The following is a 19283-nucleotide window of genomic DNA, read 5'->3' on the forward strand; positions in this document are numbered from 1 at the left end:
AATCGATGCAGCGAATTACCTCCTCGAGTATCTTCTGTGAACATATATTCAATTAGTAGCAGAGGACGGTTGCAGCCGTTATGAGTTAATTAAGTGACTGTTTTTTTATCAGTTAACAAGGATGGTACCGTGCGATCAGCGCTCCTTTTTAAGGAGCGCTTTTTATTTTTTTAACTTTTAGCAGTAACTTTTTTAACATGAAAGAGATTCAATTTAATTAGGAAAGGTTGAACCAATTATGGATATTATTGATGATTTAAAGTATCGAGGTTTAATTAATCAAGTATCGGATGAAACAGCATTGCGTGAGGCATTGAAGAAGCCGCTGACCTTCTATTGCGGTTTTGACCCAACTGCAAACAGTCTGCATGCAGGAAACTTACTCGTCATTGTAATCATGATGCGTCTGCAGAAAGCAGGGCATCATCCAATTGCTGTTGTCGGTGGCGGTACAGGTATGATCGGCGATCCAAGCGGTCGTTCAACGGAAAGGCAGCTGAATACAAAAGAGGTAGTGGACAGCTATGCAGAGAGCTTGAAAGGTCAATTGAATCGTTTTCTACATTTTGATGAAGGAAATGCGACCTTTGTTAATAACGCAGAATGGCTTAATTCATTGTCCGCAATTGAATTTCTACGAGATGTCGGCAAATATTTCACACTGAATTATATGCTGTCCAAAGATTCCGTGCAGACAAGGCTGGAAGCAGGTATTTCGTTTACTGAATTCTCATATATGCTGTTGCAATCTTTTGATTACCTCAACCTTTATGAGAAAAAACATTGCAGAATGCAGGTCGGAGGCAGCGATCAATGGGGCAACATCACTGCCGGTTTGGAATTAATTCGGAAGCGCGGCCATGAAGAACAAGCATTTGCCATGACCTTTCCTTTAATCACAAAGAGCGACGGTACTAAATTCGGCAAATCAATGGGCGGAGCAATCTGGTTGGATCCTGAGCGCACAACCCCGTATGAATGGTACCAATTCTGGTTCAATGCATCAGATGATGATGTCGTTAACTTCTTAAAATATTTTACGTTCTTAACGAAAGCTGAAATTGAAGCATTGGCTAAAGAGGTCAAGGAACACCCGGAAGAACGAAAGGCTCAAAAAACACTTGCTAAAGAAATGACCATTCTGGTCCATGGTGAACATGCATTGCAGCAGGCAGAACACATTTCAAAAGCGCTGTTCAGCGGCGATGTTGCACAACTGAGCGGAGAGGAAATTAAGCAGGGCTTTAAAGATGTACCGACATTTAACGCGACAACCAAAGAGGCGGTCAGGCTGCTTGATTTGCTTGTTGAAGCTGGTGTTGTATCTTCCAAACGTCAAGCACGCGAAGATATTTCTAATGGCGCAATTTATATTAACGGGGTGCGTTGCATGGATTTGAATGCACAGGTGACGAATGATGATCGAATTGACGATGAATATGTTATTGTCCGCCGTGGCAAGAAAAAATACACATTAATACAATTCTAATTTTTTCTAAGTTATGCAAAATAAATTGAAGTTTTAGGACGGGATTGTATCACATGGTATACTAAGTGTAGTTGATACATGCTTTAGAGCTATGGGTATTCAGCTACCAATTCAGATTGCGGTTAAGGAGGGGCTAAATAATGGCTTCAGAAAATGAAAAGTGTACATGCAGCGGTACTGGCATTAAGGAGCTGGTGCTTGGCGGAATTATTGGCGGCGCGATCGGTGCATCTATTGCTTTGCTGTTTGCTCCGAAATCAGGAGCTGAGATGCGCAAGGACCTTTCTGTAAGGGAAATCGTAGACAGCGGTGTTGACAAAGTAAAACAAGCGACAACGAGCCTGCTTCATAAAGATGACGAGCCGTTCAGCTAAGTTAGAATCATTAAGCAAATAATAAAAGAGCTCTTCAAGCAGACAGTGCAAATCTACTTGGAGAGCTCTTTTTAACATGGCCGCTGTTAGGGTTCATACCTTTAATCACTTTTATTAGCTCATTATAATTTAATAAACCGTTTTAACTAGCCGAGGAATCTCTACTAGCAAATAAATCAATTGTTTGCTTCCTATTTTACACAATAGGTCGTTTTGGAGGGAAGTTCCAAACAGTTTAATTGGCCACCGAACACGCAGCCGCCATCTATGCCGATTATATTATTCTTTCCAAAAAAAACGTCGCTCGTTTCGTGAAGATTCAACGTTGGCGTATGCCCGAAAATAACAGTCTTATCCCCCTGATAGCCCTCAAAGAATGGTGTGCGAATCCACAAAAAGGTTGTCTCATCGGTGTCCTTTAACTCTTTTTCAGGATCGACTCCTGCATGAACGAAAAAGTAATGTTCCGTTTCAGCATAAACGTTTAAGTGCTGAATCCATTCTAAATCGTCCTGGAGCTCATCCGGTAGCGAAAGCGTTCCATTCTGAACGTCCTTATAGACATTCTCAATGGATAAACCGTAACTCGACAAGGTTTGTGCGCCGCCATTTGCAGCCCAATGAGAAACAGCTTCAGTGCTTTCCCCGACAAGCGCTTTTTCCATCATATCCTCGTGATTGCCCTTTAGAGTAATCGCACCTTCTTTTTCAAGTTGGCGTGCTTTTTTTATTACTTCTTTTGGATTCTGTCCACGGTCGACATAATCCCCTAACAAGAAGAGCAGATCCTCTTCAAGTGAATAATTAACTTTATCGAGTAACGCATTAAACGCGTCGATCTGACCATGCATATCACTGATTACAAGCAAGCGTTTGACTGTCTGCAAACCAATAACCTCTCTTTCTATAACTATCATAGACAAATTACAATCTATTATGCAAGCTTTGATAGAACCAAAGAGAAATATACCTCATCATCAATAAAAATTGATACCTTTTCATTTTACCAAGTACTCACCTTTCAAAAAGTAAAAAAAAGAAAAGCCCTGTTAAGGGCTCGTTATTTTTTCGTTTGAGTGGAAGAGACACCGTAGTTTGAGTCAGGTGGAATCTTTTGATCAGTATTATAGTTGATTTTTGATACATCAGGTGCAACAAATCCTTTAGGATGATAAAAGCGCAGCAGGTCACCATAAATAACCTTGTCTGAGTAGTCAAGCATCTTTTTAGCCATATCTTCATATGGCTTTCCAAGTGAGTCCTCAACTTTCTTGCCATCGTTATTAGCATAGACATTTCCGCCGACAATTGAATATTTGTTCGTAATGACATCACCATTGCGGAAAGGAATAATTTGACGATGTTGCTTTGAAAAAAGATCTGTTCCAAACTGAATGTAGTTTTTGGTATTAATACCGAGCAGACTCATCAGTGTCGGTCTTACATCAACTTCTCCGCCATAGGTTGAAACTGTACCACCTGCTACCTTAGGAATATGAATAAACAGTGGTACTTTCTGCAACTGAGCGTTATCGAAAGGAGTTATTTCATCTTTGCCTAGTACTTTCGCCATGGCATCGTTATGATTTTCTGAGAGACCATAATGGTCACCATACATAATAATCACCGTGTTATCAAAGAGACCGGCCTTTTTTAAGTCTGTGAAAAATTGCTCAACAGCCTGATCCATGTAATTGGCAGACTGAAAATAATTATTAACAACACTGTCACCAAAGTCTCCAGGCTGAAACGTTGTGTCCTCTTTGTCCATGCCGAACGGGAAGTGATTAGACAGAAGGATTAATTTGCTGTAGAACGGCTGCTTCAGATTCGAAAGATAAGGTATTGTTTCCTTAAGAAACGGTTTATCCTTCATGCCGTAATTCTTTGTGTTTTCAGCACTCATATCATAATACTTAGAATCGAAGAAACGCTCATAACCAAGTGATTTATACATTTGATCACGATTCCAAAATGACTTGACATTACCATGAAATACCGCAGTCTCATAGCCGCGCTGATTCATAATTGCAGGAGCAGCCTGATACGTATTTAGTCCTTTCATCTGGAATACAGGTCCCTGCGAGAGAGGAAAGAGCGAATTTTCCATCATGAATTCAGCGTCGGATGTCTTACCTGAGCCGGTTTGATGATAAAAATTCTTAAAATAGGTGGTGTCATCGGCGCCTGCCGTTAGCTTGTTTAAAAAAGGCGTAACTTCTTGACCATTAGGCATTTTGTAGTTGATGGCAAAGCTCTGCAAAGATTCCAAGGATATATAAATGACATTCATTCCCTTGGCTTTTGCATAATAGTTCGGGTTCGGAGCGGCGAAATTTGATTTGGTGAAATTTTGAATATCATTAATATCGCTGCTGTCTGCCATCGCTCTCTGAGCATTTGAGCGGGCATTCTGAATGGTATCATAGATCGCAAAATTATAAGCGCCTAAATATTTTACAATATAGTTCCGATCAAATGTTCGGCTAAGCAGTTCCGGCCGGTCGGTTTCCGCAAGGCTTAAGTTAACAATGAAAACCATGACTGCGGAAACAAAGACAGTAAAGATTGCGCGAATGTTCCATCGCTCAGCAGACGGGCGAGCGATTCTAAAGAGAACGAGACTAAGAACAATTAAAGTATCGATGAAAAATAAAACGTCGTATCCATTCATCAACGACGCAATGCTTCCTCCTAAGTCACCGGCATTGCCCGTTGATTGAGTCATCGTAGAGAATGTAATGAAATCACTAAAGAAGCGGTAGTAAACAATGTTTGCATACAGCCAGAATGATAGGACAAAATTAATAATGATTAGCAGCCATTGCTGCAAGCGTCCCTTAAAAATAATAGCGATACCAAAAAATAAAAGTGCAGAACTTACCGGATTTAGAAAGAGCAGAAATTGCTGCATCTTATCGTTGACACCGAGGTTAAACTGAGTTAAGTAGACAAAGTAAGTTTTTAGCCAAAATAGGATGACTGTGAGCAAGAAGAATGCATATTTTTTTGTTAGTATACGTTGTCCGCCAGTAAATAATTGCTTCACGTTTGTTCAACCTCCTGAAATCAAGGTAAATGATTCAACTAAGGTACTATTCACATCTAAATTTAAAATCGTTATAGTCCCAAATTATATCATACGGATTAATATGAAGTTATATTAAAAATGTGTAAAAAAAAATACACGGAAAACCTTCAATAATTTTATATCATTTTAATTTAAAGTCAAGAAATGTATGCACTAAATCCTGTACCATTATTTAAATTTCAAAAGAAGAACTTGTCCAACAGCGAAATTAACATTTTATATAGGAAAGAAGTGGAATTTTGTCATAATCTTGGATTAAAAAAATCAATCTGGAACATCAGATTGATGTGTGTTGTTTGGTTGATGGATGCCGTTAACCTTTATGTGGTTATCGTGCTTCACGAAGCCGTTTTAATTTCTGCTCATTTTTTCCAACATTTTTCAGCAGTGAAGGATATCGAACCATTAGCATCGTGTAACGACCAAATAAAAATCCAGAGATAAATATGAAGTAAATAATAAAGCTCGAAGAACCATTTAATGAAGGAGTCATTGACAAGTAATGGATTGATAGGGATTTGAGCGCAAAACGAATGGGTATTGACAGCGACCAAGTTAATACCGACATGATGGATCCAGAAAGATACCATGCGCCGTCATGATTTAAAAGCGGGGTAAAACGACCTTGGATCAATCCGAGCCCGAATGAAAAACACAGAGTTGTAACGAGCATGATCCAGTCAATGAGCGGCAGTGGCTGCATAGTGGAAAGTGCACAAACCGCGCAAAATAACAATGCCAGTGGTTGCCGATAAAGACGGCCGGTTAATGGTTTTTCTCTAAACTGGTTGTAGAGAACAGTTGTCAGCAAAACCGAACCAAAGATAAGAAACATGGCATTTACCTCCGCTCATTTTGTTCTACTCAGTTAATGTATGTCACGTTCAAATTGTCCTATTCCTTTCATTTGTTGTCCCAATAAATTCTTTTTCTGAAAAATTTATTTAAATGACAAATTTATTACAAAGGATAAATGATTTAATTCGTGGGATATCGAGCTAATGTTACAATTATATTTCATTTCGACATATAAGCTTAATATCAGTTTGAAAAGGTAGGGTGCTATAATTAAAAAGTCGATAAAGAGAAAATAATAGAACCTAATAAAACGTACGGTAAAAAAAGAGAATGATTGTTTTGGGGAGGAACTAGGCCGATCATGAAAATGAATAAGAAAAAAGCAACCGTGACACTGGCACTGACGTTCGGACTGACATATACTTCGATTGCTCCATCAGTTACATACGCTTCACCATCATTAAGTGATATTAATAACAAAACTTCTGCTCAGAAATCACTGAGAGATCAGCTGACTAAGCAGCAGCAAGCCATTCAGAATGAACTTGCCGAGATGAATAAGAAACAGTTGAAATTGACAAGCGAAATCAGTGATGGACAGGCACAGATTAATCAAAATAATGATCAGATTAGTGCCTTGAAAGCTGAAATAACTGAAATCAATAAACGAATTGAAAAACGAAAAGCACTGTTAAATGATCGTTTAGTTTCGATCTATAAGAATGGCGGATCTGTAAATTACTTAGATGTCTTACTGGGTTCCAAAAATTTCGGGGATTTTATTGACCGTACCTTTGCACTAACAACGATTACGAACCAGGATCAAAAAATTATTACTGATCAAAAGAATGATCAAGTCGCTGTGAAAACAAAGAAAGCAAGTGTTGAGAGAAAACAAGCAGCCAATGTTGCACGTTTGGAAAAGCTGAAGAATACGTTAACTGAAGTTGTTGCACTTCAGGAAAAGAAGAAAATTGCTTCTAAGGCATTGGATCAAAAGCAAGCCAGTGTATCAGCTCAACTCGCTTCTTTAGCAAGTGCTGCAGAAGACCTGAAACGTGCATCGATCAAACCGGTTTCTTATAATCCATCCAGTGAATCTACTGATTCGAACAGTTCAAGCAGCTCAAGTAACTCAAGCAGTTCAACAGCTAGTGATTCTTCATCAAATAGTAGCAGTTCATCAAATGATTCAGCACAGTCTCAGCCTGTTAGTCTGTCAGCATCCGTTGCGACAGGGGGCATTTCCGGTATCCTTGGTTATGGCAATCGATTTATTGGCAGGTCGACTTACGTATTTGGTGCTTCCAATCCTGCAGCTGGTCAGTTTGACTGCTCTGGCTTCGTTCATGCTGCATTTGCGGCAAATGGCATTGGAGTCGGTCGATCAACAGGTGCACTGGTAAGTCAAGGCAGTGCGGTAAGCTTTGCCTCTGCACGTCCTGGTGATCTCGTATTCTTCGATACATATAAAACGAATGGTCATGTTGGTATTTATCTAGGTGGCGGACGCTTCATTGGTTCCCAAAGCAGCACCGGCGTTGCCATTGTAAGCATGGACAACTCATACTGGAAATCACATTTCCGCGGTGTAGTTCGTAGAATCCTTAACTAATTCATTCCCAAATATAAAATTTTTAAAACACAAGCTTAGTTGCTTGTGTTTTTTAATTTGTCATAAAATCAGCGAAATATAACAAATATGACAGCTGTCATAAAAGAAATATGATATGTGAGACTATGCGTGCTGCAAATCATTGGCTATTCTTTTTGTAGTGGTATTATTTCAATAATAAAGAAGGCTGAATGATGAACACTTTTCCGCTGGTTAAACATTTTTTGCGTGTCATGATGTATTACAAAATTAATTTGATCTTTACCCTCGGAGTGCCAATTGGATCAATCATTTATACGATGCGTCCCTTTATCTTCCATACGTCGGATCAGCAGATTGTCCAGAATCATGTGTTTTACTGGATTAGCTACATGGTTGTTCTTTATGCCATAATTAACAGCGGCCCTTCATTAGTTGTTCTAAGAGAAGATCAATTTCTAAAAATGTTTCTATTCATTTCAGGGAATGTCTGCTCGATCATTTATGCCAAATACATATCACAATTTATTTTACTCACTCTATCCGTTCTAATCTTGGATATTCTTAGCTGTTTTTTATTCGATCTGCCAATAATAAAACTGTTGATTCAATCCTTTCTGCTGATTATTCTAAGCAGTCCGCCAATATTTTTTCTCTTTCTTTTCTTTGCAGCTCTACGCTTGCGACAGGAAACAATGATCCCGTTAACTAATATACTGATTTTCTGCTTTATTTTCATGTCGGTCAATCAAATAAATCGTGTTTTATCATTCATCAACCCCATTGATTATGCCTTTCAGATCGCAAGACTTTTGTTTGATGGAACATCTATCCATGGGTTTCAGATTTGGTTTTCGATCACAATAACTTGTTTCTATTTGTTTATTGGTTTATTTTCTTTAAAAAAAATACAGTTCTTACCGATTTTTAGAAATTGAGGTGAAACGCATGAAAATAGAACATTTGAATTTTAGGTATCGGCAAAATGATCGCTTAATTTTTGACGATCTATCATTTAATCTCGTGCAAGGGAAGACGCATTTTTTACTTGGAATGAATGGAGAAGGAAAATCGACTCTTCTTGATGCCTTCGCAGGTTTGCTCAATGTTGATGCGGCTATTCTGAATCCAATCCAAAGAAATGAAATACTCTATCAGATCCAAGGAGTTCCTATTCTAAGCACGATAAAAGGTAAAGATCTTGCTGAATTGATTTTATGCGGGAGCGGTCAATACAGGAGTGGGGATTTATCACCCGAGATGTGTAGCGAACTTTTTGATGATCCGAGTGCATTAAGAAAAATCACTTATTTGTGGGATATGCAATATGGCAAGATGTCACCTGGAGAGCGTCGCTGGCTGACTATCGTTCTGTATTGTCTGATTGATAAATCCTTGTATCTTTTTGATGAGCCAACCGCCGGTGTTGATCTCTATTCCGGAATGCAAATCGCACAGTCGATTCGTCGATTGCAGGAGAGGAGAGGAAAGACAGTGGTTTATGCCACCCATCAGCTTCAAGATCTTAAATGGTTTGAAGATTACCAGGTGCATGTTCTAGATAAAGGAAAAATCATCATTGACGAAAATGAACGGCATTGGATACAAGCGTGCAGAGAAAATAAAATGCCTATTTGCGTGCGTATTATCGATGAATGGGAAATGTCATGAGATTAAGCTTCAGTTTTTTTGAAAATAATCGAATTTTTATTTAACTTGTTTACTGACTTTTTATTAACATGTATTCTAAAGAAAAGCCGCTTAGAGAGAGGGCGCGAAGATTGAAAATATTTCCAAAAGCGACAGGCCCATATCCCTATCTTTGGATACTGATTATTTTTCCTCAATTCTTTATTAATGTTTGGCAGGCCGATCATTTATCGGAAAAAGTGATTGGGTTGATTGCAGGACTTGTACTGCTTTATGTCTTTCGGCAGATGTACTGGCTTGAGTACACGACGCTACTTGTCCATTTTTTATTAGGTGTCGCTGCACTCGTCGTTGCCTCAGTAACTCTCGATTCTGCCATAATGCTCCTTTACGGCATTAGTTTTGTTTTTCTTTTCGGTTATATTGAACGTGTGAGAGACTTGGCGATTGGAATTGCGGGACTAGCCGCGGCTTACCTGTCGGTGTCGCAAATCATTGATGGTTGGCCGTTAGCTTTTATTTATCATGATCAGGTCTTTTTTTTCCTATTAGAAGCTGCCATTCCGATCGCAATTTTTCTTCACGAGCGAACAAAAAATTTGCATCATCAGCTTGCCCAGGCGAATGAACAGATTGTTGCCTTGGTTAAGGAACAAGAGCGTGGACGTCTTGCACGTGATCTTCATGATACACTGGGGCACACGTTGACGATGATTATTCTTAAAAGCGAGCTTGCCTTTCGATTGATTGATAAGGATGCGGGTCGTGCCAAATCAGAGATCGGAGAAATAGAACGAATTACTCGATCGGCTTTGGGACAAACGCGGGAGATTGTTGCGTCCATTCGTCATCATTCGCTAGCAGAGGAACTAAATGAAACGAAGTATTTTCTTGAAACAAAAGGCATTTCAGTGATTATTCATAATCCGGAAAAATGGCCGCGGCTTCAGGCAGCCGATGAGACAATGCTGAGCCTTGCGTTCCGTGAAGCAATCACTAATGTCGTCAGGCACAGTGCTGCCAAGCATTGCATCATTCAGGCGGCGATTGATGGTCATAAATTAATTCTTGAGGTTATTGATGACGGGATCGGCATTCGAAACAAGGATACAAGAGGAAACGGCTTGCACACAATGCAAGAACGAATGCATTTGATTGGGGGAGCAGTGGATGTGCGGACAAAAGATAAAGGAACGCTCCTTCGTTTTTCTCTGCCGTTAAATGAACAAAAGGTGGTTGAAGAAAAATGAAATTATTAATCGCTGAGGATCAAGGAATGCTTCGTGGCGCGCTTGCTCAGTTGCTCGAAATGGAAAAGGATTTTGAGGTTGTGGGCCAGACAGGTAATGGCAGAGAAGCATTTGAGCTCGTTCGACGGTTGAGCCCGGATCTTATGATTGCAGATATCGAAATGCCGGAGATGACTGGACTCGAGATTGCCGAAAAACTTAAGGATGCGGATACGCCGTGCAAAGCAGTCATTGTGACGACATTCGCACGCCCAGGTTACCTTGAACGCGCAATGAAAGCTGGGGTAGCAGGATACATATTAAAGGATGAACCAATTAATGAGCTTATTGCGCATTTGAGGCTCATAAACGATGGAGGCAGGTTTATTAGTCCTGAACTGGCGACAGCTTTTTATTTTTCCGTTACAAATCCATTAACGAATCGTGAACAAGAGGTACTGTGTCAAGCCTTCTCCGGTTACGAAACGAAGCAGATTGCAAGCATACTTCATTTATCAGGCGGAACCGTCCGCAACTATTTATCAACCGCCATTCAGAAGCTTAACGCGCATTCGAGGCAGGAGGCTGCCAAAAAAGCGAAAGAAAATGGCTGGATTTGAATGCAAAAATCAAAGAAACCAGTGCAAAACAGGTAGAACTTATAGTCACCTTTTCTCTTTTTTTAATTATATTGCTCTTTTAAAATGTTAGCGAACCTTAACATGTAGCGGATAACTGCGTTCTTTATAATTTCATATATCCATTAGGTACTTCACAGTGATGATGAAAACAGATCTGAGCTTTTGTCGAAAAATGTGCAAAGGCCGCTGCAGAAGTGGACATGACCGAATAGGATATAGAAAAATAGAGGGGGATGCAGTATGTTTATTCTCATCGTTGTCATGTTTATTCTCCTTGTCATCGTTGGTCTTTTCTATTAAATAGGGAAAGATTTAATGATAAACCGGTGTTCATTTAAAAATGAAATTCCGGCTTTTTTTATGCAAAATTTTTATGAGAGTATGGAAGACATGGTATCAATAAATTTTTTATGAACTGCTTCTTCCAAACTAGTGTTTAGTCGACAAAAAAACCCCGTTCAGTATTTGCGTGAAATGTGTGACAATAAAGGTATCTTATTTAAGCGAAAGGAAGTGCCAGCTGCTATGCCAAACATCGTTTCTTTCAAATTCAACCCAAGGGAACTGAAACTAAACAAATTCATTGATTTTTATGGTTATTGCGCGCAATGGAATCAAAATATTTATGTTTATGGGAAAAATGAAGCACAAAAGGTTCATCGTCTGTCAGAGCTGCTCTCCTTTATTTTGTTTTCCCATGATGAGGAGTGCCTGATCGTTATCGAAGGAAGCGGAATTGATCAAACAAAGGACTATATTACAAAACATTTAGCAGGTGTTCAGACTGCCTGAGCAAAGATTTCCTGACCAAGACGGATGCATTTGAAAATGTGACAAACTCGTGAATTATCTTTTCAATATGGTATAGTATGAGTAGTGTAAATTCATATTGAAAGGCTAGGAGTTGCATGACAACAATTGAACAGATAAGAACAGCACCGATCAGTCCTGAAAATGATCCGTGGGAAGCTTACTTTGATATGGAGCATTACGGACACTTAGAACTGACGAATGTGGAGTTTACCACGACGACGCTCTGCAACATGCGATGTGAGCATTGTGCGGTAGGATACACATTGCAGAAACGTGATCCAAATGCTCTTCCGTTAGACTTGATTTTCAAACGACTTGATGAAGCAAAGAATCTGCACGCTTTAAGTATTACAGGTGGCGAACCGATGCTGTCACTCAAGTCAGTAAAAGAATATGTGGTGCCCATCTTAAAGTATGCGCACGAACGCGGCTTGAGAACTCAGATCAATTCGAACCTGACGCTTGACCTTGCGCGGTATGAACTGATTATCCCATATCTTGACGTGCTTCATATTTCCTTTAACTATGGAAGTTTCGAAGATTATTCCAATATAGGTTTCGCAGTAATGGAGAAGAAGCCGAAAATTGAAGCACAACAATTGTTTTTTAATCGTATGATTGAAAATGCACGAGAATTGACTGCTCGCGGAGTGATTGTTTCAGCGGAAACGATGATTAATAAACGAACTCTGCCGCATCTTGAACGGATTCATGAACAAGTGGTGGCGATGGGGTGTCAACGTCACGAAGTACATCCGATGTATCCTAGCGATTTTGCCAGCGTATTACAAGTTGCTTCGCTTGATGAAATTCGATCAGGTATTCATCGTTTGCTTGATTGTCGTGATCAGAACGTATGGATGCTGTTTGGGACCTTGCCTTTTTACCCATGCAACAAAAATGAGAAAGATCTGGCGTTACTTGAACGTCTGTATCACGAGAAAAATGTGACTGTTCGTAATGACCCTGACGGCAGGTCAAGACTTAACGTCAACATTTTTGATGGAAATATTATTGTCACTGACTTTGCCGATGCACCGGCACTGGGCAACATTAAAACAACAACACTGGAAAATGCCTATCAACACTGGTTGACGACTCCACTTGCAAAATCGTTGAATTGTCACTGTCCAGCAGTAAAATGTCTTGGTCCCAATGTGCTTGTCAAAAATACTTATTATAAAGATGTTGATTTTATGAAACGGAAAGCACTTATTTCGCGGTGATTTCCGCATATATAAAAAGGTCCTCTGCATGATTTGATTGCAGAGGACCTTTTTTCTTATTGAATACCTAATACTGCTCTGAGATAAAGTCGGAGCGCATCAATCTGAGTTGGGGCACCAACCGTTTTATGCCCCAGTAGAGCTGCTTCTAAAGCAATTCCATCTGTTGTGTTAATGAAAAAGCGTGTAATGTCTTCAATAGGCTGCTGCGGAATGAACTCACCACGACGGACACCTTCTTGAAAAATGCGAGAGAAAATGTTTTGTCCCTTCAGGTAACGATTTCTTAAATACGTTTTTCGTTCTTCATTGCGCCATCCGGTGACGAAGTATTCATAGACCGCTATAGAAAAAGGAGTGCCTGCCTCATGTGATAGTGCTTCTAAATAATCTTGAACTGCATCCCACATTTTTGTGTGTTTCTGTATAAGTGAATTTATAAATTTCTCGAAATCTGTGTTGTTTTCTTCCAATAATGCGCGCATCATGGCCTCAGTGCTTGAAAAGTATTGATAAACCCCGCCGCGGCTCATCCCGGTTTCATTTACAATATCCTGCATCGTGGCCGGTTCAAAACCTTTATTGGAAAAAACAATTTGAGCGGCCTGAAGAATTTGCTTTCTTCGTTGCGCAAAATGAGCTTCACTCACCTTTGGCATCGTCACCCCTCCTGCTTTTTCAGTATATCACAATCAACTCTTTATCGATCATGAGCTTGGTGTATCACCGGCGCGAGTTTCACTCAAATTAAGGCTATATGTTCCTGTGCCAAGTTTATCTGGTTCAGGCATCTGGCGCAAGATCGGCAGAACGAGCCAATAGAGAGAAACAAATAAGAGACTTGCCCCAATACTTATGAAAATAGGACCAACACCCCATAGATGTGCTATTTGTCCTCCAAATAAAGATCCAAGCGGCATGGCACATCCGCCTGCACTGATCATTATGGTATAGATTTGTGCTAAGTGTTTTTGTGGAACAGCCTTCTGCAACGCTGAAACAAAAAGAATATTAGTCATGCCGGTTGGAATCAGACTTGCTGCATATAAGATAAGTGACAGACTGTTCAATGGTGTAAAATAAGAGATCAGCCATGAGATTCCAGATAAGAAAAAACCGAAAATAATTAGCTTTCCTAGCGAGCATTTTTTGAATAATGGCGCAGTCGCCGCGCCGATGAGTATGCCAATTGTTTCCGCCGATTGATAAAAGCCATACCATTGCGCGCCGCCGCGTTCTGCGGCATAAGCGGGCAATGTGGCGTTGAGCATTCCGAAGACCAGATTGGCAATAACGGTTGCCGGTATAAATTGGATAATAAATGAGCCGCATACCATTTTTAATCCGGAAGTGAGATTTTTCCAATACTTGTATAAATTTTTCTTCAGATCTGTTGATTTATCCGCTTCCTTTTGGATTTCCATTGTTCTTTTAATCAGAAGAAAGCAGACGATACTGCAGCAATTGAAGATAATTGACAAAAGATAGAGCGTTAAGGGTGAAATAAAGACGATCAGAATGCCAGCCAGACTAGTGAAGATGATGGAGAATGCTTGATAACTCACGTTCATCAGAGCGTTTGCTGAGGAGTATTGTCCTTCTTGAACAAATTCCGGAATTAAGGACATTTCCGCAGGATTACTGAACATACCTAAAACAGCGACGACCGGCGTGAGCACGATGAGCGCTGCTGCAGAGTGCCAAAAAACAGTAAACATAAAGTAAGTGATGACCACCGAAATGATTTGACCGAGTTCGGTCGTCCAAAGCAATCTTTTTTTATTCATCCGATCAACAAGCGGTCCGACCAGAAATTGAAACATCATGGGAGCGAGCGCAAGAAAACCGACTAAGCCAGTGTAAAAAGTGTTTTGAGTTAGGTGGTAAATGTACCAAATCAGTGAAACGTTGTACAAACTCATTCCAATTGTGCTGAGTGCACGCCCTGAAAGCAGTTTCCAAAAATTAATCGACATATCATTCATCTCCAAAAATAATAATGACACCAATGTCGCTATTATAAACGACACTTGTGTCATTTTCAATGCGTATTTAGAAATAAATTTTGTAAACGTATTATGTTGTTTTTATTTCAATGAGCAGCAAATAAGATGAAAAAATAATTCCGTGTTTTAAGATCGTTGAGAATGAAACCGCATAATTGCTGGTTAATGTGAATTTCGTCGAAAAATGTGTTAATCTTTTTTTAACAATTCGAAAACGGATTGTAAATCTATTGTGTTCTGTTAAAATGGAAATTGGGCTCTTTTTCAGTCGTGATGGCATTGAAATTGAATGTTGTAAATTTTTTTCTGTGCGACTCGTTAAAAAAATAATTTTAATTATGATATGGAGAGGTGGACTTTGTGCACTTTTTGTCGAAAAATGACAAGTTTTTGAATATGCTTTCAATCATCTCACTTAATCTAGAGGATGCAGCTAAATTTTTTGATGAAAGTAAAATTAAAAATGAAGCTGACTTACACGAGTTTTCTCAGAAAATGAAAAACTTTGAACGTAAAGGAGATTCTTACGTTCATGAACTTATCATTGCTCTAAATAAGACCTTTGTCACTCCTTTGCAACGTGAAGATATTTTGGAATTAGCAATGAAAATGGACAGTGTCCTGGATGGATTTGAAGAATGGTCAATGCGACTTGAAATATATGGGATTTCTCATGCTGATGAATATATGGTTGAGTTTGTCGGCATTTTATATGAATCCTGTAAGGAAATTAATCAGGCCATCACATTGATGAGTAAAAAGAACTTGTCAGGTATTCGAAACAGCGTCATCAAAATCAATGATTATGAAACTCAGTGCGACGATCTGCTTGTTAAATGCATTACAAATTTATTTAAGAATGAAAAAGATGCAATTAAGATCATTCAGTATAAAGAATTATACGAAATGTTGGAAAGCGTTGCCGATAGCTGTGAAGATGTTGCCGACACATTGGAAACAATCATGATGCGAAACGCATGATTCCGTCTTTGTGCCCGTTTCTTTGTGGGGAAATCTTTCCGCAATGATTACGATTGAAAATCAATGAATGACTGAGCAATTCCTGAAAACCACGCATTCATTTTTTACGAGGAAAGGGTTTTATGATCATGGAAAGTTTGTTTGCGTTGACGCTGATGATTGTGTTTTTGGCGTTTATGTTTGATTTTATTAATGGCTTTCACGATACTGCAAATACGATAGCCACCTCTGTTTCTACACGTGCTTTGCGCCCAAGGGTTGCAATTATTTTGGCAGGTACCATGAATTTCCTTGGGGCCATTACATTTACGGGTGTAGCCCAAACAATCAGCAAGGGGGTTATTGACCCATTTACCATTAAAGATGAAACGACTGGTTTAATCATTGTAATGGCGGCGCTGATCAGCTCAATTTTATGGAATCTTGCAACATGGTATTTAGGTGTGCCCAGCAGTTCGTCTCATGCAATTATCGGTTCCCTGGCGGGTGCGGGGATATCTGCGCTTGGCTTTGGCTCTTTAAACTATCAAGGATTTATTGAGATTTTCGAAGCGCTGATTTTCTCACCGATTGCGGCGTTTACAATTGGCTTTATTGTCATGAAACTTTTCACGCTCATCTTCCATAACTTTTCGTTAGTGAAGACAAATCGTCACTTTAGGATTTTTCAAATATTCACAGCGGCATTGCAATCTTTTGCTCATGGAACAAATGATGCTCAGAAAACAATGGGGATTATTACGATGGCTCTGGTGGCATCAAATTATTTGACAAAAGTTGAAATACCTATGTGGGTACGTGTTGCTGCCGGACTTGCTATGGCGATGGGAACATCGGTAGGCGGCTGGCGTATTATTCACACGGTAGGAAGTAAAATCATGAAAATTCAACCGATTAATGGAGCAGCTGCCGATCTATCTTCTGCTACAATTATTTTTGGATTTACATTTATCCATTTTCCGGTCAGTACAACGCATGTTATTACTTCTTCTATATTAGGCGTTGGTTCAGCGGAACGTGTTAGAGGCGTAAACTGGGGAATGGCATTGAACATTGTCATCACATGGGTCATTACGCTGCCTTTTACAGCGATTGTTGCTGCTGTGATTTATCGGCTATTGAATTGGATTCTTTAATTAAGTATGTTAAATCGGCTCGTTGATACGAGCTTCTTTTTTTATAAGATAAAAGAGTATATAAATAAATGGATAGTTTTTAGAATGAGCTCTGCTGAAAACATGCCGAGCGAGTAATCACAAATAATAAAATTCTTCTCATAGTGGGTTAATATTTCGTGATAGCGGTTACAAAAAGAGGCAAATAAAAAATGAATGCCGGCCAGAAGCCGGGAAGAGCTAGGGGCGAAAGGAAGTACGGTGACTCTATCTCAGACCTGTGCGCTTTGAGAAATCGCTGAACATTTTTCTTGAACTTCAACAATCATTAAATCAAGTTCTTGACTGCAAAGTAACGTTTGTTCGGCATACAGGCCATACTTTTTAGCGGTATCCAATAAATTTTTCCGCTTATTCTCAATAGCTTCAGAGTAAACGCTACTATTTTCCTGGTAAATAAGTACCTCTGATAACTCAGACATGAACAAAAAGCCCTCCTTGAGCATCAACATCTAGCAATATTAAATATATTATAGCATGTCTCTTTTGTTTGTCTACCAAATGTAGCAGGCATAATGAGAATGGGGAGGTTCAGCTAAGAGATTGATCACGTATCGTTGGAGGGAAAGACTTTGAAATTATCTGATCTTGAATTAATTACTGTATTATCGGACGAAGGAAGTATGAGAAAAGCCTCTGAACGACTTTTTGTTTCACAACCTGCATTGAGTCAGAGACTGCAGTCTATTGAGCGCCAATGGAATGCTCAATTATTCATTCGATCAAAACGAGGAGTTGTACTAACATCAGAAGGTGAGATTGTCGAACAATTTGCACGGGAAATGCTTGAACGTGCTGCAGAGACACGTGCCGAGATTCAAACTCATAAATCTGAGATTCATGGTACGTTAAAACTGGCTGTATCATCGGTCAATGGGCAGTATTGGCTTCCTGATGTGCTTAAGGCTTTTGTTGAACAGCATCCGCTTGTGAAAATCTCCTTGACGACAGGCTGGTCAAGCGAAATATTGGAGCATATGTACCGTGCGGCTTGCCATGTAGCAATTGTTCGCGGAATGCCGAAATGGGGTGGAGGAAAGCTGCACCTGTTTTCCGATCCGCTTAATTTTGTGGATTCGAAGATTTCAACGTTGGGTGAATTGAATTATGAAGAAAGACCCTATATTCAATTCCGCAGCGACTCATCCTATGATCAAGTGATCCAGAATTGGTGGCATTCACAAAACCTCAGGGTTCCGGTACGCACAATAATGGTTGATCAGATTGAGACGTGTAAACTCATGGTCACACACGGCATTGGTTATTCAGTTCTGCCGTCACTCAGTCTCACGGAACAGGACATCATTAATCGCATACCGTTGTTAGACGCCCATAGCAATCCTATTTATAGAGAGAATTGGCTGCTGTACGATCAAGAAACGCTTAGCCTTAAACAGGTGCATGCCTTTGTGAGCCTGGTAAAACATAGACTTTTCACATAAAATTCGATAATATAGCAAGTGAAACGACTAATTAGGAGGAACAAAAATGGAGCAGATGGATGCTTATGAAATTATTTCATTTTTGAAAAACAGTGTTAAGAAAACACCGGTAAAAGTTTACATAAAAGGCGATTTAGCGTCTTTATCCTTCGGTGAACAGGTTCATGCGTTTATTAGCGGACATGCAGGTACAATAATAGGCGACTGGCAGGAAATTGAGCCTGTACTCACAGCGAATAAGGACAAGATCGAAGATTATATTGTAGAAAATAATGCGCGTAACTCAGCGGTCCCGTTACTTGATCTTAAGGGAATTGAAGCACGTATTGAACCTGGAGCGTTAATTCGTGAAAAAGTTGAAATAGGCAAACAAGCAGTTATTATGATGGGAGCCGTCATAAATATTGGCGCAGTAGTCGGGGATGGCACGATGATTGATATGAACGCAGTTCTTGGCGGACGAGCAACGGTAGGAAAAAATTGTCATATTGGTGCAGGAGCAGTTCTCGCCGGTGTTGTTGAACCGCCTTCCGCACAACCTGTTGTCATCGAGGATGATGTTCTTGTCGGTGCGAATGCGGTTGTTCTTGAAGGTGTGCATATCGGCAAAGGAGCGGTTGTTGCTGCAGGAGCAATCGTAACAAAAGATGTTCCTGCAAATACCGTAGTCGTCGGTGCGCCAGCACGTGTGCTGAAAACAATTGATGAGAAGACACGTTCCAAAACAGAAATTATGCAGGACTTGCGTCAATTATAATAAATACGGGTGATTGC

The 19283-nt window shown here is 39.8% G+C and carries 19 protein-coding genes, 1 pseudogene and 1 other annotated feature (1 of these 21 cut by a window edge); of the genes and pseudogenes, 14 read left to right on the top strand and 6 right to left on the bottom strand.

The window, feature by feature from the left end; translation table 11 throughout:
* Positions 1-149: a binding site (T-box leader), on the top strand; it begins 77 nt to the left of the window's first position.
* 89 nt (positions 150-238) lie between these two features.
* Together tyrS and AC6F33_RS06660 are read left to right on the top strand one after the other, a co-directional pair.
* Positions 239-1489: a tyrosine--tRNA ligase gene (tyrS, locus tag AC6F33_RS06655; RefSeq protein WP_255746045.1), complete on the top strand. Its 1251-nt coding sequence runs from the start codon at positions 239-241 to the stop codon at positions 1487-1489.
* Positions 1490-1629: 140 nt separating this feature from the next.
* On the top strand, positions 1630-1863 hold the full coding sequence (locus tag AC6F33_RS06660; RefSeq protein ID WP_255746048.1) for a YtxH domain-containing protein: 234 nt from the start codon (positions 1630-1632) through the stop codon (positions 1861-1863).
* Between the two features lie 191 nt (positions 1864-2054).
* Here the strand turns inward: AC6F33_RS06660 and AC6F33_RS06665 are convergent, their stop codons facing one another.
* The 3 genes from AC6F33_RS06665 to AC6F33_RS06675 all read right to left on the bottom strand — a co-directional run bounded on the left by AC6F33_RS06665 (position 2055) and on the right by AC6F33_RS06675 (position 5789).
* Positions 2055-2780, bottom strand: coding sequence for a metallophosphoesterase family protein (locus tag AC6F33_RS06665; RefSeq protein WP_370645901.1), 726 nt, complete (start codon positions 2778-2780; stop codon positions 2055-2057).
* Between the two features lie 143 nt (positions 2781-2923).
* Positions 2924-4912 carry a lipoteichoic acid synthase gene (gene ltaS, locus AC6F33_RS06670; protein ID WP_480947484.1) on the bottom strand — a complete coding sequence of 663 codons (1989 nt, stop codon included), beginning with the start codon at positions 4910-4912 and terminating at the stop codon, positions 2924-2926.
* Positions 4913-5282: 370 nt separating this feature from the next.
* The gene (locus tag AC6F33_RS06675) at positions 5283-5789 is read right to left on the bottom strand and encodes a hypothetical protein (protein ID WP_500777988.1); all 507 of its coding nucleotides are present in this window, start codon (positions 5787-5789) and stop codon (positions 5283-5285) included.
* Positions 5790-6113: 324 nt separating this feature from the next.
* Between AC6F33_RS06675 and AC6F33_RS06680 the strand changes: the two genes are divergently transcribed.
* From AC6F33_RS06680 to yfkAB, 8 genes and pseudogenes are all read left to right on the top strand, one after another.
* The gene (locus tag AC6F33_RS06680) at positions 6114-7367 is read left to right on the top strand and encodes a coiled-coil domain-containing protein (protein ID WP_255746058.1); all 1254 of its coding nucleotides are present in this window, start codon (positions 6114-6116) and stop codon (positions 7365-7367) included.
* Positions 7368-7558: 191 nt separating this feature from the next.
* Positions 7559-8284: a hypothetical protein gene (locus tag AC6F33_RS06685; protein WP_500777989.1), complete on the top strand. Its 726-nt coding sequence runs from the start codon at positions 7559-7561 to the stop codon at positions 8282-8284.
* Positions 8285-8294: 10 nt separating this feature from the next.
* Complete coding sequence (locus AC6F33_RS06690) at positions 8295-9017, top strand: ATP-binding cassette domain-containing protein (RefSeq protein WP_255746061.1); 723 nt, start codon at positions 8295-8297, stop codon at positions 9015-9017.
* A gap of 110 nt (positions 9018-9127) precedes the next feature.
* Positions 9128-10246 carry a sensor histidine kinase gene (locus AC6F33_RS06695; protein WP_255746062.1) on the top strand — a complete coding sequence of 373 codons (1119 nt, stop codon included), beginning with the start codon at positions 9128-9130 and terminating at the stop codon, positions 10244-10246.
* A complete protein-coding gene (locus AC6F33_RS06700) occupies positions 10243-10845 on the top strand; it encodes a response regulator transcription factor (RefSeq protein WP_500777990.1) in 603 nt (200 codons plus the stop codon). Before AC6F33_RS06695 ends, AC6F33_RS06700 begins: the two co-directional genes overlap by 4 nt.
* 255 nt (positions 10846-11100) lie before the next feature.
* Positions 11101-11166 (top strand): annotated as a pseudogene (locus AC6F33_RS06705) (YjcZ family sporulation protein); the annotation flags it as partial.
* Positions 11167-11391: 225 nt separating this feature from the next.
* Positions 11392-11658 (top strand): hypothetical protein, encoded by a 267-nt coding sequence (locus AC6F33_RS06710; RefSeq protein WP_255746064.1) that lies wholly within the window; start codon positions 11392-11394, stop codon positions 11656-11658.
* A gap of 116 nt (positions 11659-11774) precedes the next feature.
* Positions 11775-12905 (top strand): radical SAM/CxCxxxxC motif protein YfkAB, encoded by a 1131-nt coding sequence (gene yfkAB / locus AC6F33_RS06715; protein WP_255746066.1) that lies wholly within the window; start codon positions 11775-11777, stop codon positions 12903-12905.
* Positions 12906-12961: 56 nt separating this feature from the next.
* On the opposite strand, the gene AC6F33_RS06720 is transcribed toward yfkAB, so the two are convergent.
* Together AC6F33_RS06720 and AC6F33_RS06725 are read right to left on the bottom strand one after the other, a co-directional pair.
* The gene (locus AC6F33_RS06720) at positions 12962-13564 is read right to left on the bottom strand and encodes a TetR family transcriptional regulator (RefSeq protein WP_255746068.1); all 603 of its coding nucleotides are present in this window, start codon (positions 13562-13564) and stop codon (positions 12962-12964) included.
* A gap of 48 nt (positions 13565-13612) precedes the next feature.
* A complete protein-coding gene (locus tag AC6F33_RS06725; protein ID WP_500777991.1) occupies positions 13613-14881 on the bottom strand; it encodes an MFS transporter in 1269 nt (422 codons plus the stop codon).
* A 390-nt stretch (positions 14882-15271) separates the two neighbouring features.
* Between AC6F33_RS06725 and AC6F33_RS06730 the strand changes: the two genes are divergently transcribed.
* Complete coding sequence (locus AC6F33_RS06730) at positions 15272-15892, top strand: DUF47 domain-containing protein (protein ID WP_255746071.1); 621 nt, start codon at positions 15272-15274, stop codon at positions 15890-15892.
* 128 nt (positions 15893-16020) lie between these two features.
* Complete coding sequence (locus tag AC6F33_RS06735; protein ID WP_255746619.1) at positions 16021-17028, top strand: inorganic phosphate transporter; 1008 nt, start codon at positions 16021-16023, stop codon at positions 17026-17028.
* A 251-nt stretch (positions 17029-17279) separates the two neighbouring features.
* On the opposite strand, the gene AC6F33_RS06740 is transcribed toward AC6F33_RS06735, so the two are convergent.
* A complete protein-coding gene (locus tag AC6F33_RS06740; RefSeq protein ID WP_255746072.1) occupies positions 17280-17489 on the bottom strand; it encodes an aspartyl-phosphate phosphatase Spo0E family protein in 210 nt (69 codons plus the stop codon).
* A 150-nt stretch (positions 17490-17639) separates the two neighbouring features.
* Here AC6F33_RS06740 and ccpC point away from each other — a divergent pair, with 150 nt between their 5' ends.
* Both ccpC and dapD read left to right on the top strand, forming a co-directional pair.
* On the top strand, positions 17640-18509 hold the full coding sequence (gene ccpC / locus AC6F33_RS06745) for a transcriptional regulator CcpC (protein WP_255746074.1): 870 nt from the start codon (positions 17640-17642) through the stop codon (positions 18507-18509).
* 46 nt (positions 18510-18555) lie between these two features.
* Complete coding sequence (gene dapD / locus AC6F33_RS06750; protein WP_255746076.1) at positions 18556-19266, top strand: 2,3,4,5-tetrahydropyridine-2,6-dicarboxylate N-acetyltransferase; 711 nt, start codon at positions 18556-18558, stop codon at positions 19264-19266.
* Positions 19267-19283 lie beyond the last annotated feature (17 nt).

This window comes from Sporolactobacillus sp. BBK16-2, from assembly GCF_059878335.1.

Coding starts and splice junctions, on each gene's coding strand:
- AC6F33_RS06690 (WP_255746061.1), top strand. CDS start 8,295: ATGAAAATAGAACATTTGAATTTTAGGTATCGGCAAAATGATCGCTTA.
- AC6F33_RS06720 (WP_255746068.1), bottom strand. CDS start 13,564: ATGCCAAAGGTGAGTGAAGCTCATTTTGCGCAACGAAGAAAGCAAATT.
- yfkAB (WP_255746066.1), top strand. CDS start 11,775: ATGACAACAATTGAACAGATAAGAACAGCACCGATCAGTCCTGAAAAT.
- dapD (WP_255746076.1), top strand. CDS start 18,556: ATGGAGCAGATGGATGCTTATGAAATTATTTCATTTTTGAAAAACAGT.
- AC6F33_RS06740 (WP_255746072.1), bottom strand. CDS start 17,489: ATGTCTGAGTTATCAGAGGTACTTATTTACCAGGAAAATAGTAGCGTT.
- AC6F33_RS06665 (WP_370645901.1), bottom strand. CDS start 2,780: ATGATAGTTATAGAAAGAGAGGTTATTGGTTTGCAGACAGTCAAACGC.
- AC6F33_RS06675 (WP_500777988.1), bottom strand. CDS start 5,789: ATGTTTCTTATCTTTGGTTCGGTTTTGCTGACAACTGTTCTCTACAAC.
- AC6F33_RS06660 (WP_255746048.1), top strand. CDS start 1,630: ATGGCTTCAGAAAATGAAAAGTGTACATGCAGCGGTACTGGCATTAAG.
- AC6F33_RS06710 (WP_255746064.1), top strand. CDS start 11,392: ATGCCAAACATCGTTTCTTTCAAATTCAACCCAAGGGAACTGAAACTA.
- AC6F33_RS06680 (WP_255746058.1), top strand. CDS start 6,114: ATGAAAATGAATAAGAAAAAAGCAACCGTGACACTGGCACTGACGTTC.
- AC6F33_RS06735 (WP_255746619.1), top strand. CDS start 16,021: ATGGAAAGTTTGTTTGCGTTGACGCTGATGATTGTGTTTTTGGCGTTT.
- AC6F33_RS06700 (WP_500777990.1), top strand. CDS start 10,243: ATGAAATTATTAATCGCTGAGGATCAAGGAATGCTTCGTGGCGCGCTT.
- AC6F33_RS06725 (WP_500777991.1), bottom strand. CDS start 14,881: ATGTCGATTAATTTTTGGAAACTGCTTTCAGGGCGTGCACTCAGCACA.
- AC6F33_RS06685 (WP_500777989.1), top strand. CDS start 7,559: ATGATGAACACTTTTCCGCTGGTTAAACATTTTTTGCGTGTCATGATG.
- tyrS (WP_255746045.1), top strand. CDS start 239: ATGGATATTATTGATGATTTAAAGTATCGAGGTTTAATTAATCAAGTA.